17 protein-coding genes are annotated in these 15,732 nt (G+C 63.8%); 9 read left to right on the top strand and 8 right to left on the bottom strand.

All coding sequences use genetic code 11. The annotated features are described in order from the left end of the window. Positions 1–39 precede the first annotated feature (39 nt). The 5 genes from AC5ZG1_RS16195 to AC5ZG1_RS16175 all read right to left on the bottom strand — a co-directional run bounded on the left by AC5ZG1_RS16195 (position 40) and on the right by AC5ZG1_RS16175 (position 4,310). Entirely contained in the window at positions 40–1,680 is a 1,641-nt protein-coding gene (locus tag AC5ZG1_RS16195) for a lysine--tRNA ligase (protein WP_130227542.1), read from the bottom strand. A 176-nt stretch (positions 1,681–1,856) separates the two neighbouring features. Further along, positions 1,857–2,774: an ABC transporter substrate-binding protein gene (locus AC5ZG1_RS16190; RefSeq protein ID WP_456640708.1), complete on the bottom strand. Its 918-nt coding sequence runs from the start codon at positions 2,772–2,774 to the stop codon at positions 1,857–1,859. A 68-nt stretch (positions 2,775–2,842) separates the two neighbouring features. Beyond that, the gene (locus AC5ZG1_RS16185) at positions 2,843–3,433 is read right to left on the bottom strand and encodes an SCO family protein (RefSeq protein ID WP_028167642.1); all 591 of its coding nucleotides are present in this window, start codon (positions 3,431–3,433) and stop codon (positions 2,843–2,845) included. Positions 3,434–3,454: 21 nt separating this feature from the next. Continuing rightward, positions 3,455–3,619, bottom strand: a complete 165-nt coding sequence (locus tag AC5ZG1_RS16180) for a hypothetical protein (protein ID WP_456640707.1) — start codon at positions 3,617–3,619, stop codon at positions 3,455–3,457. Positions 3,620–3,845: 226 nt separating this feature from the next. Continuing rightward, positions 3,846–4,310: a hypothetical protein gene (locus AC5ZG1_RS16175; RefSeq protein WP_028163486.1), complete on the bottom strand. Its 465-nt coding sequence runs from the start codon at positions 4,308–4,310 to the stop codon at positions 3,846–3,848. A gap of 271 nt (positions 4,311–4,581) precedes the next feature. Here AC5ZG1_RS16175 and AC5ZG1_RS16170 point away from each other — a divergent pair, with 271 nt between their 5' ends. Both AC5ZG1_RS16170 and AC5ZG1_RS16165 read left to right on the top strand, forming a co-directional pair. Continuing rightward, positions 4,582–6,240, top strand: coding sequence for an FAD-binding dehydrogenase (locus AC5ZG1_RS16170; RefSeq protein WP_496133453.1), 1,659 nt, complete (start codon positions 4,582–4,584; stop codon positions 6,238–6,240). Positions 6,241–6,305: 65 nt separating this feature from the next. After that, on the top strand, positions 6,306–6,656 hold the full coding sequence (locus tag AC5ZG1_RS16165) for a RidA family protein (RefSeq protein ID WP_496133452.1): 351 nt from the start codon (positions 6,306–6,308) through the stop codon (positions 6,654–6,656). Between the two features lie 98 nt (positions 6,657–6,754). On the opposite strand, the gene glk is transcribed toward AC5ZG1_RS16165, so the two are convergent. Together glk and AC5ZG1_RS16155 are read right to left on the bottom strand one after the other, a co-directional pair. Beyond that, positions 6,755–7,723, bottom strand: coding sequence for a glucokinase (gene glk, locus AC5ZG1_RS16160; protein ID WP_496133451.1), 969 nt, complete (start codon positions 7,721–7,723; stop codon positions 6,755–6,757). A gap of 202 nt (positions 7,724–7,925) precedes the next feature. Further along, positions 7,926–8,381 carry a CBS domain-containing protein gene (locus AC5ZG1_RS16155; RefSeq protein ID WP_028163482.1) on the bottom strand — a complete coding sequence of 152 codons (456 nt, stop codon included), beginning with the start codon at positions 8,379–8,381 and terminating at the stop codon, positions 7,926–7,928. Between the two features lie 304 nt (positions 8,382–8,685). Between AC5ZG1_RS16155 and AC5ZG1_RS16150 the strand changes: the two genes are divergently transcribed. The 3 genes from AC5ZG1_RS16150 (at position 8,686) to AC5ZG1_RS16140 (ending at position 10,666) form a co-directional block, all read left to right on the top strand. After that, a complete protein-coding gene (locus AC5ZG1_RS16150) occupies positions 8,686–9,522 on the top strand; it encodes a universal stress protein (protein ID WP_456640704.1) in 837 nt (278 codons plus the stop codon). 241 nt (positions 9,523–9,763) lie between these two features. Continuing rightward, a complete protein-coding gene (locus tag AC5ZG1_RS16145; RefSeq protein WP_456640703.1) occupies positions 9,764–10,435 on the top strand; it encodes a helix-turn-helix domain-containing protein in 672 nt (223 codons plus the stop codon). Between the two features lie 27 nt (positions 10,436–10,462). Then, positions 10,463–10,666 (top strand): hypothetical protein, encoded by a 204-nt coding sequence (locus tag AC5ZG1_RS16140; RefSeq protein ID WP_456640702.1) that lies wholly within the window; start codon positions 10,463–10,465, stop codon positions 10,664–10,666. A 27-nt stretch (positions 10,667–10,693) separates the two neighbouring features. On the opposite strand, the gene AC5ZG1_RS16135 is transcribed toward AC5ZG1_RS16140, so the two are convergent. Beyond that, a complete protein-coding gene (locus AC5ZG1_RS16135) occupies positions 10,694–11,848 on the bottom strand; it encodes an alpha/beta fold hydrolase (protein ID WP_456640701.1) in 1,155 nt (384 codons plus the stop codon). A gap of 130 nt (positions 11,849–11,978) precedes the next feature. Between AC5ZG1_RS16135 and AC5ZG1_RS16130 the strand changes: the two genes are divergently transcribed. The 4 genes from AC5ZG1_RS16130 to amaB all read left to right on the top strand — a co-directional run bounded on the left by AC5ZG1_RS16130 (position 11,979) and on the right by amaB (position 15,730). Then, positions 11,979–12,188: a ChaB family protein gene (locus tag AC5ZG1_RS16130; RefSeq protein WP_456640700.1), complete on the top strand. Its 210-nt coding sequence runs from the start codon at positions 11,979–11,981 to the stop codon at positions 12,186–12,188. A 185-nt stretch (positions 12,189–12,373) separates the two neighbouring features. Beyond that, a complete protein-coding gene (locus AC5ZG1_RS16125; RefSeq protein WP_456640699.1) occupies positions 12,374–12,739 on the top strand; it encodes a nuclear transport factor 2 family protein in 366 nt (121 codons plus the stop codon). 266 nt (positions 12,740–13,005) lie between these two features. After that, positions 13,006–14,064, top strand: coding sequence for a class I SAM-dependent methyltransferase (locus AC5ZG1_RS16120; RefSeq protein ID WP_456640698.1), 1,059 nt, complete (start codon positions 13,006–13,008; stop codon positions 14,062–14,064). A gap of 133 nt (positions 14,065–14,197) precedes the next feature. Further along, a complete protein-coding gene (gene amaB, locus AC5ZG1_RS16115; RefSeq protein ID WP_456640697.1) occupies positions 14,198–15,730 on the top strand; it encodes an L-piperidine-6-carboxylate dehydrogenase in 1,533 nt (510 codons plus the stop codon). Positions 15,731–15,732: the final 2 nt, after the last annotated feature.

Here is a 15,732-nt window from a genome sequence, read left to right as displayed (position 1 = left end):
GATGCGCGGGTCAAGCCCGCGCATGATGGATTGAGAAAGCTACGACGACCTTGCCAGTGCGCCGTCGATCATGTTGACGGCGTTCTGGAGGCCGTAGACCGCGACGAAGGAGCCGAAGCGCGGGCCTTTCTCCTGGCCGAGCAGCACCTGGTAGAGCATGTTGAACCAGTCGAGCGAGACGCCGGGGCGGCCGTCCTTGCCCTTCTTCACGGGATCGAGGAACGGCTCGCGGCGGCCGATCTCGTAGACCACGTTCTGGATGTCCTCCGCGGTCGAGTCCGGCGGCATGTTGGAGAGCGCATCACGCAAATCCTGCAGCGCCGCCCGCTCGCTCTCGGTCGGCTCGCGGAACTGCTTCGAGGGCGCGACGAAGTCGCGGTAGTAGTTGATGGCATAGCCGACCATCGCATCCAGCTTCGGATGCGTCTGCGGCGTCACGCCCGGGCGATAGCGGCCGATGAAGCCCCACAAGGTCTCGGCATTCTCCGCATTCGACGACGACACCAGCGTCAGCAGAAGCTGGAAGGTGACGGGCATGTCCACCTTCGGCGGATGGCCGGAGTGGATGTGCCAGACCGGATTTTGCAATTGCTGCCGCCCTTCCTGGCGCGGGAAGGCGTCGACGAACTGCTGGTATTCGTCGACATTGCGCGGGATCACGTCGAAATAGAGCCGCTTGGCCGCCTTCGGCTCGCGATACATGAACAGCGACAGCGATTCCGGCGAGGCATAGCGCAGCCATTCGTCGATTGTGAGCCCGTTGCCCTTCGACTTCGAGATCTTCTGGCCTTTGTCGTCGAGGAAGAGCTCGTAGTTGAAGCCTTCCGGCGGCGTGCCGCCGAGCGCCGCGCAGATCTTGCCCGACAGCTTCACCGAATCGATCAGGTCCTTGCCGGCCATCTCATAGTCGACGCCGAGCGCATACCAGCGCATCGCCCAGTCCGGCTTCCACTGCAATTTGCAGCGGCCGCCGGTGACGGGCACCGTGACGCTCTCCTTCGTCTCGGGGTCTTCATAAGAGATGGTGCCGGCCTTGGCGTCATGTGCGGTGACCGGCACGTAAAGCACAAGCCCGGTGCGCGGGCAGATCGGGAGGAACGGCGAATAGCTCGCGGCGCGCTCCTCGCGGAGCGAGGGCAGCATGATCGCCATCACCTTCTCGATCCGCTCCAGCATCCGCAGCAGCGCGGCGTCGAAGCGGCCCGAGGTGTAGTAGTCGGTCGAGCTGGCGAATTCGTAGTCGAAGCCGAACTGATCGAGGAAGGCCCGCAGCCGCGCATTGTTGTGCTCGCCGAAGCTCGGATGCGTGCCGAAGGGATCAGGCACCTTCGTCAGCGGCATGCCGAGGTGCTGCTCCAGCAGCTCCTTGTTCGGGACATTGTCCGGCACCTTGCGCAGGCCATCCATGTCGTCGGAGAAGGCCAGCAGGCGCGTCTTGATCTTGTCCTCCGTGAGCACGCGGAAGGCGTGGCGCACCATGGTGGTGCGCGCGACCTCGCCGAAGGTGCCGATATGGGGCAGGCCGGACGGGCCATAGCCGGTCTCGAACAGCACCTCATCCTTCGGATTTTTTTTCAGCCGCGCGACAATCGCTTTCGCCTGCTCGAACGGCCAGGCGTTGGATTGTTCGGCGAGCGCACGCAGGTCGCTCGGGCTTGCGGCAAGGTCAGTCACGGACATCAGGGGTCTCCCAAGGCCGCGGAAACTAACGGCCTTCGCGGCAAAATGCAAAATGAAGCCAATATCCAGCCGTCATTGCGAGGAGCGACAGCGACGAAGCAATCCATGCTTCAGCAAGCGGGAAAATGGATTGCTTCGCTCCGCTCGCAATGACGATGGATGGCGCCAGCTGATTCCTAGAACGGGCTGACGGAAAAATAGCGCAGCCACAGATCGGTGTAGCGGCCTTTTTCCCAGAGCCGGAACAGCGCCCAGTTTAACGCCTGGCGGAGCAGGTCGTTGCCCTTGCGCACGGCAATGCCGATGCCCTCGCCGAAGAAGCGGCTCTCGACGAAGGGGCCGCCGGAGAAGGCGCAGCATTCGGCCGAATCGGTGCCGTTGATCCAGAACGCGAGCGCGATCGCGTCGCCGAAGATGAAATCGACTTCGCCGCGGCGAAGCGCCTGCCGGAGCGCATCGTCGTTGGGATAGGGGTGCAGCTCGGCGTCGGTGAACATCGCCTTCAGATAGGCTTCGTGCGCGGTGCCGCCGATGACGCCGACCTTCTTGCCTTCGAGATATTCCGGCCGCACCTCCGGCAGCACGGCGTTGCGCCGCGACACGAAGCGGGCCGGCGCGCGGTAATAGGGATCGGAGAAATCGACCCTTGTGCGCAATTGCGGCGTCACCGCCATCGAGGCGATGATGGCATCGCCCCTGTTGGTGGCGAGCGCATCCACCAGAGTCTCGAAGCGGCGCATCTGGATGGTGCAGGTGACCTTGATCTCCTCGCAGATCGCGCGCGCCAGGTCGACATTGAAACCGGCGGGATTGCCGTCGGGGCCGGTGAAGTTGAACGGCGGATAATCGGTCTCGGTCAGGAACCGGATCACGGTGATGCGCGACAGATCCGGCCGTTCCGGCCGCCGCCGCGGATCCCAGAAACCGGGCACCGCCTGCGGCGCCGCCTCGACGGGCGGCTTCGGCGGCGTTTGCGGCTGTGGGGTTTGTGCATTCGCCGCGCCGCTAAAAACAGCCAACGCCGCCACGACCAGCCATCCGGCCATGGCGCGGATAGAACGGGAGATGTCGAGCGGGGCGGTCTGATGAGGCATTCGGCCGGGCAATGTTGCGGAATTGGACGGCCTTATAGACCATCCGGGGCATGATGCGAGGCTTTAGCTCAGAGATAGCGCTTGAGGTCGGCCGCAGCTTCTTCCGGGCTGCGTTTGAGGTTGAACGGGGAGACGAACTTGCCGTCGCGGTCCATCAGATAGATCAGCGCGGTGTGGTCCATTGTGTAGTCGCCGTCCTTGAGCGGGACCTTCTTGGCGTAGACGCGATAGGCCGACAGCACCTTGGCGATGGCATCGGGGTTGCCGGTGAGGCCCTTCAGATGCGGGTCGAAGCTGGAGAGATAGTCCTTCATCGCCGCCGCGGTGTCGCGCTCCGGATCAACCGAGACGAAATAGGCGTTCACCTTGTCGGCGTCCGTGCCCATCGCCCGCAGCACTTCGGAAATCTCGAACAGCGAGGTCGGGCAGACGTCGGGGCAATGGGTGAAGCCGAAGAAGATCAGGGTCGGCTTGCCCTTCAGGCTCTTGTCGGTGATGGTCTGGCCGGCTTGGTCGGTGAGCTGGAACGGGCCGCCGATCGCCGACGGGGTGGTCATGCTGCGCAGGCCGCCCATGGTCCAGAACAACAGCAATAGCCCAATCGCCAGGCTGCCGGCGAAGGCAGCCACGATCACGAGCGGGCGGGTGGTCCGATCCATGAAAAAATTCCTCTTATTGGATCAGAAACAGGCCGAGACGCCGGCCGCGATGGTCTCGAAGAACACCGCCGTGCCGTAATGGAACCAGAGCGCGCCCGCGCCCAGCACGACGACCGCGCCCAGCCCCGCGGCACCCCAGGCGATGGCGGACGCCGCCTTGCCCTGTGCCGAGGCCGGCGCGGTCATTCCATGAGAGGCGGAAACCGGCTGAACCATGTGCTTGAAATAAGCCCGGTTCCGCCGCCCGGCAAGCGCAATGCTGCGGCGCGCCGTCACATCATGTGGAGGGAAATACCGAACTGTCGCCGCTCGTCATGCCCGGGCTCGACCCGGGCATCCACGTCTTCCTTGACGTCAAGAACGTGGATGGCCGGGTCAAGCCCGCCCATGACGGCAGAGGGCGACCGCGCCTCTAGCGCGCCCGGTTGGCGGAGGCCTGGGCGTCGAGGTAGCAGGGCCGGAACATGGCCTGCAGGGCCTTGCCGCGCAGGAAGATCATCCTCGGGGTGAGGCCGCCGCGGGAGGCGATCCAGCGGCGGATCGAGGTCGGGTACATCGAGTACAGCATCTGGGTCGCTTCGGGATTGGTGATGGCGCGGCCGTTGGCGCCGAAATCCCATGCAGCGTGGAAACCGAGATTGGCATGCGAGGTGACGCAGATCCGATTATGCGGAACCGCACCCAGCACGATGGTGCAGGCCGATGCGCAGAGGCCGTCGATGATGACGGTTTCGCCGGAACTGCGAAGGCCTTGATATCTGTCGACGTAAGTACCGATCCTGCCGCCACGATCGTCGGCGATCCGCACCACCGCATGCGAAGCCCCCATACCCGCCAGCAGGAGAACCGCCGCGAGCAACCCCGTCATCAACTTCATGGCCTGCCCCAGTCGAATATCGAATCCGTTGATCTTAGTGATGCAAGACTTTGGCCAGCGTGTTGCGGGTCTGGATTTTTGTCCAGCCGTCACAGCTCGATCAAAACAAATTCAAATCGAGTGTTGCGCACACGCTGCAGTTTGCGGATGAGAGGTCCCAAACTGAAACAACCTTACCGTGTCCTCGCGGAACGGCCGCCAAGCTCCCTTTGCCGTTGACCGCGCGCGAACGTGCAGGTCTCATTCAAAGGGAACTCGGGGGAAGAAAGACATGGCTGAGGATGTAGACGTCATTGTGGTGGGCGCGGGTCTGGCAGGCCTTGTTGCCGCCACAGAGATTACAGATGCCGGAAAACGCGTCATCGTGGTCGAGCAGGAAGGTGAACAATCGCTCGGGGGCCAAGCGTTCTGGTCATTCGGAGGATTGTTCCTGGTCGATTCGCCGGAGCAGCGCCGGCTCGGCATCAAGGACTCTCACGCGCTCGCGCTGCAGGACTGGATGGGAACCGCGGGCTTCGATCGCGACGAAGACCATTGGCCGCGGCGCTGGGCGGAAGCCTACGTCGCTTTCGCCGCGGGTGAGAAGCGCGACTGGCTGCGCGCGATGGGCCATCGCCTGTTTCCGATCGTCGGCTGGGCCGAGCGCGGCGGCTATGACGCGATGGGCCACGGCAATTCGGTGCCGCGCTTCCACGTCACCTGGGGCACCGGGCCGGGCATCGTCGAGCCGTTCGCGCGCCGCGCACGCGAGGCCGAAAAGAGCGGCAGGCTGATCTTCAAGTTCCGCCATCGCGTCGATGCGCTGTCGGTGACGAACGGTGCGATCGACGGCGTCACCGGCGCGATCCTCGAGCCGACCAATGTGGAGCGCGGCAAGAGCACCTCGCGCAATGTGGTCAGCGAATTCTCGCTGCGCGCGCCAGCCGTGATCGTGGCGTCCGGCGGCATCGGCGGCAATCATGACCTGGTGCGGCAGAACTGGCCGAAGCGATTGGGCGAACCGCCGCAGCACATGATCTCCGGCGTGCCCGCACATGTCGACGGCCGCATGATCGGCATCACCGAGGCGAGCGGCGCGCGGCTGATCAACCGCGACCGGATGTGGCACTACGTCGAGGGCATCCAGAACTGGAATCCAATCTGGCCGAAGCACGGCATCCGCATCCTGCCCGGGCCGTCATCGATGTGGTTCGATGCGACCGGACGGCGATTGCCGGCGCCGCTGTTTCCGGGCTCCGACACGCTCGGGCAACTGCAATATATCATGGGCACCGGCTATGATTATTCCTGGTTCATCCTGACCCAGAGCATCATCAAGAAGGAGTTCGCGCTCTCGGGCTCCGAGCAGAACCCCGATCTCACCGGCAAGAGCTGGCGCATGACGATCAAGCGCGCGACCAACAAAGGCGCGCCGGCGCCGGTGGAAGCGTTCAAAAAACACGGCGTCGACTTCATCGTGCGCGACAGGCTCGAGGATCTCATCGCTGCGATGAACCAGCTTTCCGGCGACAACCTGTTGAAGCTCGATCACATCCGGACGCAGATCGAGGCGCGTGACCGCGAGATCACGAATCCTTACGTGAAGGACGCGCAGGTGATGAACCTGCACAATGCGCGCAAATATATCGGCGACCGCCTGATCCGCACCGCCGCGCCGCATCGCATCCTCGATCCCGCGCATGGACCGCTGATCGCGGTGAAGCTCAACATCCTCACCCGCAAGACACTCGGCGGATTCGAGACCGATCTCGATTCACGTGTGTTCGGCCACGACGGCGAGATCATCCGGGGACTCTACGCCGTCGGCGAAGCCGCAGGATTCGGCGGCGGCGGCATGCACGGCTATCGCTCGCTGGAGGGGACTTTCCTCGGCGGCTGCCTGTTCTCCGGACGAAACGCGGGACGCGCCGCGGCGAAGGCGGTGGGATAAATCGCGACTCGCCAGTGTTAAGCGACTGCGCTAGGTAGTCACCCGCCAATCAACGGGAGAACAATATGACCATTCAGCGTTTTGAAACCGGGCCGCGGATGAGCCAGGTCGTCGTGCATGGCGACACGGTGTATCTGGCCGGCATCGTCGCCAACAAGACGGCCGGTGAAAGCGTGACGAAACAGACCGAAGAGATCCTCTCGATCATCGACGGCCATCTGGCAAAGGCCGGCACCGACAAATCGAAATTGCTGACGACGACGATCTACATCACCGACATGAAGACGTTTCCCGAGATGAACGCTGTGTGGGACCGCTGGGTGTCGCCGGGCAACACGCCGGCGCGCGCCACCGTCGAGGCAAAGCTGGCGGCACCGCAATACAGTGTCGAGATCATGGTGACCGCGGCGAAGTAAGCGCGCCTTACTCGAGAATGGCGATGCCGGCCGTGACGCGCGGCCGGCATCGTGCATTTCGTCGAGCGTGATCGAGCGACTTCCATCGTCGAAGCGACCTATGCGGCGGCGACGTTGGTCTCGAAGAACGCCTTGAGCCCGACAAAAGTCACATCGGGCCTGGTGATGACATGGACCGGAATCTCCCGCAGATAGGCATCGAACCGGCCCTTGCTGGTGAAGCATGTGCCAAAACCCGATCCCGCCAGATGATCGACGAAACGAGGCACGATGCCGCCGGCGATATAGACGCCGCCGCGGGCGCCGAAGGTCAGCGCCAGATTGCCGCAGACCATGCCGAGCATCGCGCAGAACATGTCAAGCGCCGCCCGGCTCGTCGCGCAGCTCCCGTCAAGCGCGGCCTGCGTGATCGAGGCCGCATCGCGCGCGGGCGCGCCGGCGCCGTCGATGGCGTTCAAGGCATCATAGAGATTGGCGAGGCCGGACCCCGATAGCACACGTTCGATCGAGACGTGACCGAAGCGCCCGCGCAGGTGATCGATCACCCGCTCCTCCCGTTCCGACGTTGCCGGCGAGGTGGCATGGCCGGCTTCGGTGACAACTGCCACGGGCGGCTTGCTCGCCGGAACCAGGCAGGACGCGCCAAAGCCGGTCCCCGGCCCGACCACGAGCATGGGAGCGCCGGCGACCGGAGTTCGGCCGCCGAGCGACACCACGTCGGAAGCCCCCAGCGCCGGCAGCGACCAGGCCAGCGCCTCGAAATCATTGAGCAGATGCACAGCCGTGAAGGCGAATTGCTGGCGTAGGCTGGCCGCATCGAACATCCACGGGCTGTTGGTCAGCACCACGCGGTTGTTCTCGATCGGGCCCGCGATGCCGAAAATCGCCGCAGTGGCAACGCCGCCCGTCGCGTGGCGGGCGAGGAAGGCAGCGATCGCCTCCGCCGAGGTCGGATAGTCGGCGACCTTGACATGTTCGATGGGGCCGATCTGACCACCCCTGACGAGCGCGAAACGCGCATTGGTGCCGCCGATATCGGCGAGCAATGCTTGGCTGGTCCCGGTCATTGACTCCGTTCCTGTCGAGTTCCGATCAGCACGCGCCCATCTTTCGCCGCAGCCGCTTGCCGGTTCCCGTCCGTGCCTGCCGGCTGGCTCGCGGCGATGAGGTCCGAGTACCACTGCACGGCGGCTTTGGGAATCGGTCGCTGCGTGGGTTTATCAACGCAACCCAGGCCGAAAACGCTGCGAATAGCCCGCCGCCCCTTCGTCAGTGTTGCGGGCTCAAACAACGTTCGAGCGCAATGAGCAACTGCGTCCGGCCAACGATTCCGATGGGTTTGCCGTCGCGGACCACCAGCACCTGCGATATCTGGTGCGCGTCCATTCGCGTGACGACATCGTCTACCGTCGCGGTCTCATCCACGCGCACGGGATCCCGCGTCATGACGGCATCGACGCGCAACGCGTGCGTCCGCTCACGCATCAGATGACCCTCCGCTCTTCCGAGCATCAATTCGAGCAAGAACCCTGCGGGGCCAGTCACGCCCAGCTCCTGGCGATGCAGGAAATCACCTTCGGAGATGATGCCGACCAAAGATCCATCATCGTCGATCACAGGCAAGCCACGCTGGGTGGTTTCCAGGAGCAGGTGGACGGCATCGAGCAGCGGCGCGTTCGGCTTTATGGTGGCGAAGCAGGTTCGCATGACATCCGTTGCCAGCATTGTTTCTCTCCAAACAGGCTCGGGTCGCGAGAGCGTTTTCGAGCGAAGCATGCTCTCGGACTTGATCCGAGGGGTGGGCACCGGTTCGCGTGAAGAAAACGCGTCAAAGCAAAAATCTAGAGCTTCGGCTCTGGTTCAATCAGAACCTAAGCTCCAGCGTGCACCGGCGAGCCAGCCGGACCTTGATGTGCGTCAAAATGACGACGGCGCCCTCTGACCTGGATCAATACCTGGATCGGCCGTTGTGCTCTTATGGCTGCGTCCAATTCGGGCCGATTGCCACCAATTGTGGGGGAGAATGACGATGTTCAAGAACCTATTGGTGCTTATCCCTTCCGAACGTCCGGCGCGGCCGGTGATTGACGGCGCCGTGCTGCTGACCATGATGTACGGCGCCCACCTCGACGCGCTGTCCGTCGCCTACGAGACCGCCGATGTTCCGATCGCCGCGGCCGGCGGCGCTGCGGTCGCCATGATCGTCGAGGAGACCCGGCAGCACGCGCTGGAGCGCGCAGAGGCCGCGATGCTCGTTTTCGAGGTCGAGGCGAAGCACGCAGGGATTTCGTATACCTGCCGCACCATGAGCGCGACACCAGGCGAGGCAATCGCGATCGCCGGCGCCAGCGCCCGGCTTCATGATCTCACCGTCGTCCTGCAGCCGGAACCCGACCGCGATACATTCGACAACGATGTTCCGCAGGAAGTCCTGTTCCAGTCAGGCGGCCCGGTCTTGTTCATGCCCTATACCTTCCGCGGCGCATTTGCGGCGCGGCGCATCGGAATTTGCTGGGACGGAAGCCGCCTTGCCGGCCGTGCGCTGCGGGATGCCATGCCGCTGCTGCGGCACGCCGACGCGCTCACGATCATTTCCATCGGCAATCCGGGGGCGATTCCCGACGAAGCAAGCCCGCAGCGCCTCGTCGAACATCTGGCGCGGCTTGGACTGCCGGCCAAGATCATGGCCTTCCCGGCCGCGCACTCCGAAATCCAGCCGGCCATCCTGTCCGTTGCGGCCGACGAGAGCCTCGATCTGCTGGTGATGGGCGGTTACGGGCATTCGCGGCTGCAGGAACGGCTGCTCGGCGGCGTCACCCGCGAAATGCTCCAGTGCATGACGGTACCGACCCTGATGTCGCATTGAGCTGGCTGGCGGGCCTCCGCCGTCGCGTATCGTCCGTCATTGCGAGCGCAGCGAAGCAATCCATCGTTCCGCACGTGGAGCCATGGATTGCTTCGCTACGCTCGCAATGACGATTGTCTGGGTCCCAGCCCTCCGTAACATTCCTTAGGGTCCGTAATCTTCCTTAGGGAAGGGCTCCGAATTTTCAGGCGCGGTGCAGGCGGGCATTCTGGCTCCATCAGATGATTTGAAGGAGCCCGCCATGCACACCGACGCTTCCCGCCCCGTCATCCAGGCCGCGAGCACGCCGCACCGTCTCGGAAGCCCGGCCATGCAGGGACCGCTTGCGCTGATGGGCACGCGCTTTCAATATGCGCGCAATGCCGAGATCTACGGCGAAGGTGACGAAGCCGAATATCTCTATCAGGTAGTCTCTGGCACCGTTCGCACCTACAAGGTGCTGGAAGACGGCCGGCGTCAGATCGGCGGCTTCTATCTGCCGGGCGACATCTTCGGCTTTGAGGCGGGCGAAACGCACTCGTCTTCCGCCGAGGCCGTGAACGGGGCGCAGGTCCTGATCGTCAAGCGCAGCGCGGTGATGCTGCGTGCCGAGCGCGAGAAGGATCTGTCGCAGCAGCTTTGGGATGCCACCACGCGCGAACTGCAGCGCTTCCGCAATCACATGCTGCTCCTGATCAAGACGGCCGAGGAGCGGGTCGCGGGATTCCTGCTCGATATCGCCCGCCGCACCGCCAGCACGAATTCGGTCGAACTTGCGATGTCGCGCCAGGACATTGCCGATTACCTCGGCCTCACCATCGAGACCGTGTCGCGCACCTTCACCCAGTTGGAACAATCCGGCGCCATCACGCTGGCGACCTCGCGCCGGATCGAATTGCGGAACCGGGCTGCGCTAAACCGGCTGAACGCCTGACGAGGATAGAATCGACCGAGGTGTGCCATGAACCATTCATTGATCAGCGCGGATCGTGGCACCCATCGCAAGATCATTGCGCTTGGTGCTGCTGCCGCACTCGCGATCATGCTGCTGGCGGTTCATGGCCGAAGCAGCGACCGGACCGAAGCTTCGCGCCGGCAGCCCATTGTCCAGCATATTGCCGCGCCCGATGCGATGCGTCCGCTCGCACTAGCCGAGTTGAGATAGCCCGGCTCCCCGCCGAAAGCTTTCGTTTCACGCCCTGATCCTGGGCCTTGGTTCCGCAACATCGTCACCACCGGCCTGGAGCCAGCGGATGATCCGGCGCCACGAACGGCTCAAGCTCTCGCGCCCCATGAAAAGACCGAGGTGACCGCACGGCTCGGAGGACTGCTCCAGCCATTGCGGCGGCGTGCCGAGCAGGCGCGCCGTGGCGAGTGCCTGCTCGAGCGGCACGACAATGTCCTTCTCTGCTGCCAGCAGGAAGACCGGAACCGTCACATCGGCGAGATCGATCTTGTGGCCAAGCGCGATGAATTGTCCCTGGGCGATCCGGTTCTCGCGGAAGATCCAGTTGGTCGCCTCGATATAAAAGGTTCCCGGCAAATCCAGCAGCTTGCGATCCCAGCGCTCGAAGCGTGCCAGCAGTGCCGCCCCCTGTTCGGATCCATCGCCGACATCCCTCTGCAAGGTCGCTTCGACGTCCTGGGGGGTGAGCGGCATGCTCCAGAAGCGAAGCGTATGCTTGCCGCTTATGATGCCCTCTCCCTGGTGCACCAGCTCGTCGAACGCTGCCTCGGGCACACTTGCCACCATCCGCGACAGATCTGAGGGCACGGAGACATCGACCGGCGCACCGGCGAGCACGAGCCGCCGCACCTTGTGCGGAAAACGGGCGGCATAGACCAGCGACAGCCACCCGCCCTGGCACAAGCCGATGAGATCGACCGGTGCGCCGATGTCATCGACGGCCACGTTGAGGTCGGCGAGATAGCTGTCGATCGAAAGATAGCGCATCTCTGATGTCGCCGAGCACCAGTCGGTGACATAGATGCGATCCATGCCGCCCTGTTGCAGGGCCTGCACCAGGCTATGGCCGGGCGCGAAATCGGCGACCAAGGCCTCGTGCAACGAAAAGGGGGCACAGATCAGAAGCGGCTGGCCCGTCGCCTTGCGTGAAAAATCCCGCAGCCGCATCGAGGCGAGCTGCAGCGCGATCACGTTCGGCGTGGACCAGGGGGGCGGCGTTTCGTTCTCCGGCTCGGACGGCGTGGGCTCGCGACCAGCGAACCAATGCAGATAGGCTTCCAGCGCCAATCGCGTGGCTGCCATTGGCCATAGCAGCGTCTGCACCGCCCAATCCGTGTCGGCGCTCGGCTTCTCTTGCGGTGGTCTGCTCTTTTCACTCAAGCTCACCCCCTTTGCTCGCCGGCGCCATGGTCGGACAGGCATCAGCGGAAGGTTTGACCTCGATCAAGCGTGGACAATATAGGACCAGCATATTAGCGCTGGCCAGAGCGGGTTAGCAGGGGAGTTGTCCATGCCCTATCCCTCGAATGCGGATCTGCCATTTCCGGTTCGCAGCCATTTGCCTCCGCATGCCCAGGACATCTATCGCGAAGCCTTCAACCATTCCTTTGCCGCGCATGCGGGCGACATCAGGCAAGAGGAGATCGCACACCGGACCGCCTGGGCGGCGGTGAAGCGATCCTATGAGAAGGTCGGCGATCATTGGATCCAGAGAATCTAGAACCTGAAGAGTTTTGTTCGAATTGCTCTAGCGCGAAACCAACGGCTGGCACGTGATCCGGTTTCGCGCACCACCGCAGATTTCCAAGCGGCCGGCGATGACCTCGGAGGTAATCGATTAGCTCACGCCAACATCCGATAGTCCGCAGCAGCCGATCCATTCGGCGACACGCGAAGGAGAGCAAGATGACCGACCACAAAACCATCGCAAGCCGCTATATTGAACTGTGGAACGAGCGCACGCCGAGCCGGCGCCGCGAGATACTGGCCGAGAACTGGACCACGGACGCACGCTATGTCGATCCGCTGATGAGCGGCGACGGCCATGAAGGCGTCGATGCGCTGATATCGGGCGTCCAGGAAAAATTTCCGGCCTTCAAATTCAAACTGATCGGCGAACCCAACGGTTTCGGCGATCATCTCCGCTTTTGCTGGGGCCTTGGTCCCCAAGGCGCCGACGGCCCGATCAAGGGCACGGACTTCGCGGTGCTGAAGGACGGCCGCATCAAGAGCATCACCGGCTTCCTCGACCAGGTGCCGCAGGGCGCGTGATATGATGCGGTGCATGGCGGTGTTGCCGACGCAACATCCGTCAGCCTCGCTGCCATGCACTGCCGAGAAGAAAGAATAGAGCGGAGCAAGTTTGCGTTACCGCTCGCGCGCTTGTGACGGCGATCTCGCTGTCGTGAGAAGTAACGCCTCACCTCCCACACCATTATCGCGCGCTGCGATGAAGCGGTTTTGCATCTCGCAAGGGTCGCTTTGCGCAGCGTCGATGTGACAGTTTCGGTGAAAAGCAATTTCAACGGAGGCATATCATGGAAGTTGATACTGACCGCCTGAACTCTTTCATGGGCAAGATGATTGGTGACATCGGCGCCGCGATGAACGCGTCGCTGATGCTGATCGGTGACAGGCTCGGCCTCTACAAGGCGTTGGCCGAGAAGGGACCGATGAACTCCGCAGAGCTGGCGGAAGCGACAGGCACCGCGGAGCGCTATGTGCGCGAGTGGCTGTCGGCGCAAGCCGCCTCGGGCTACGTCGAATACGACACCAAATCCGGAAAGTTCTCGATGCTGCCGGAACAGGCCATGGCGCTGGCCGACGACGAAAGCCCGGTTTTCCTGGGCGCGGTCGGCAACGTCGTAGCGGCGACATTCCTCGACGAGCAGAAGATTTCCGACGCCTTCAAGACCGGCAAGGGCGTCGGCTGGAACAAGCGCAGCGAATGCCTGTTCTGCGGAACGGCGCGCTTCTTTCGCACCGGCTACAAGCATCATTTGGTGCAGGAATGGCTGCCTTCGCTCGAGGGCGTCGTCGACAAATTGAAGCGGGGCGCGAAGGTCGCCGATGTCGGCTGCGGCCATGGCATATCGACCCGGCTGATGGCGGAAGCGTTTCCGAAATCCACATTCTTCGGGTTCGACTATCACGAGGGCTCGGTCCAGGTCGCGCGCGAGCTGGCGCGGGAGGCGGGACTGTCCGATCGCATGCACTTCGAGACCCACACCGCGAAGACTTTTCCTGCCAACAGCTACGATCTCGTGTGCTTCTTCGACTGCCTGCACGACATGGGCGACCCGGTCGGTGCGCTCAAGCATACCCGCAGCACCATGGCCAAGGACGGCACCTGCATGCTGGTCGAGCCCTTCGCCAACGACCGGCTGGAGGACAATCTCAATCCGATCGGGCGGGTCTACTATGCGGCCTCGACCATGGTCTGCACGCCGGCCTCCCTGGACCAGGAGGTCGGGCTCGCCTTGGGCGCGCAGGCTGGCGAGGCCAGGTTGCGCGAGATCGCCCGCGAAGCCGGCTTCACCCGGTTCCGGCGCGCCACCGAAACGCCGTTCAACCTGATCCTGGAAGCACGGCCGTAACACCTCGGCACTGGCAGCACGCAATGCCGCCGCGCGAAGTTTCTTCGCGTGGCGGCGGATGGACTTGACGCGGACGAGCGCTTGCGGGACTTGCTAGAGCATATGCGCGACCGCTGATCCGAGGACATCCGCCATGAGCACCTCCACGCCAAGCTCCCCCGTCGCGAACGAAGCCATCGATCTCTTGACGAAGCTGCGGGCTCTTCCGACCTTCGTCGCCGACGGCAGCTTGATCGCCCGCTCGCCGATCGACGGTCAGGTTATCGGGCGTCTCAAGCCTGGAAGCGATGATGACATGCGCGCGGCGATTGCTCGCGCGCGGAGTGCGTTCCTGGCATGGCGAACCGTTCCAGCCCCGCGCCGCGGCGAACTGGTGCGCCTGCTCGGCGAGGAATTGCGCGGTTCGAAAGACCTGCTCGGGCGGCTGGTGACGATCGAGGCCGGCAAGATCCTCTCCGAGGGACTCGGAGAGGTGCAGGAGATGATCGACATCTGCGACTTCGCCGTCGGGCTATCGCGCCAGCTTTATGGATTGACGATCGCGTCCGAACGCCCCGGTCATCGGATGATGGAGACCTGGCATCCGGCCGGCGTGTGCGGCATCATCACGGCGTTCAACTTTCCGGTTGCCGTGTGGTGCTGGAATGCAGCGCTTGCGCTGGTGTGCGGCAACGCCGTGGTGTGGAAGCCTTCGGAGAAAACGCCGCTGACCGCCTGCGCGGTGCAGGCGATCATTGAGCGTGCGCTCGCGCGTTTCGGCGATGCGCCGCAGGGTCTCGCCGAACTGGTGCAGGGCGACCGCACGATCGGCGAAGTCCTGGTCGATCACCCCGACGTCGCCATTCTGTCGGCCACCGGATCGACGCGCATGGGCAAGCAGGTCGGCCCGCGCGTCGCCGCGCGCTTTGGCCGGGCCATTCTCGAGCTCGGCGGCAACAACGCCGCGATCGTCACGCCCTCCGCCGATCAGGACCTCGCTCTGCGCAGCATCGCGTTCTCCGCGATGGGCACCGCCGGCCAGCGATGCACCTCGCTGCGCCGCCTGTTCGTGCACGAAAGCATCGCCGATGATTTCGTCTCGAGGCTCAGCCGCGTCTACCGTTCCGTCACCATCGGCGACCCGCGCGAGTCGCGCACTTTGGTCGGCCCGCTGATCGATGCAGCCGCCTTCGAGGCGATGGGCCGCGCGCTGGAGGAAGCAACCTCGCTCGGCGGCGAGGTGCATGGCGGCACCCGCGTGGATCATCAATCACAAGCCGCCTATTACGTTGCGCCTGCCCTGGTCGAGATGCCGGCCCAAACCGGCCCGGTGCCGCGCGAGACGTTCGCGCCAATCCTGTACGTGATGCGCTACCGCGATCTTGCCGAGGCGATCGCCAGCCACAATGCGGTGCCGCAGGGGCTCGCATCGTCGATCTTCACAACCGACATCCGCGAGGCCGAGACCTTCTTGTCCGCGGTCGGCTCGGATTGCGGCATCGCCAACGTCAATATCGGCCCGTCGGGCGCCGAAATCGGCGGCGCGTTCGGCGGCGAGAAGGAAACCGGCGGCGGCCGCGAATCCGGATCCGACGCCTGGCGCGGCTACATGCGGCGGGCCACCAACACCATCAACTATTCGCGCGAACTGCCGTTGGCGCAGGGCGTCAAATTCGATGTCGGGTGACG

The sequence above is a fragment of the Bradyrhizobium sp. Leo78 genome, from assembly GCF_059512425.1.
Note: the sequence above shows the minus strand (reverse complement) of the source record. Positions and strands in the feature narration are given on the sequence as shown.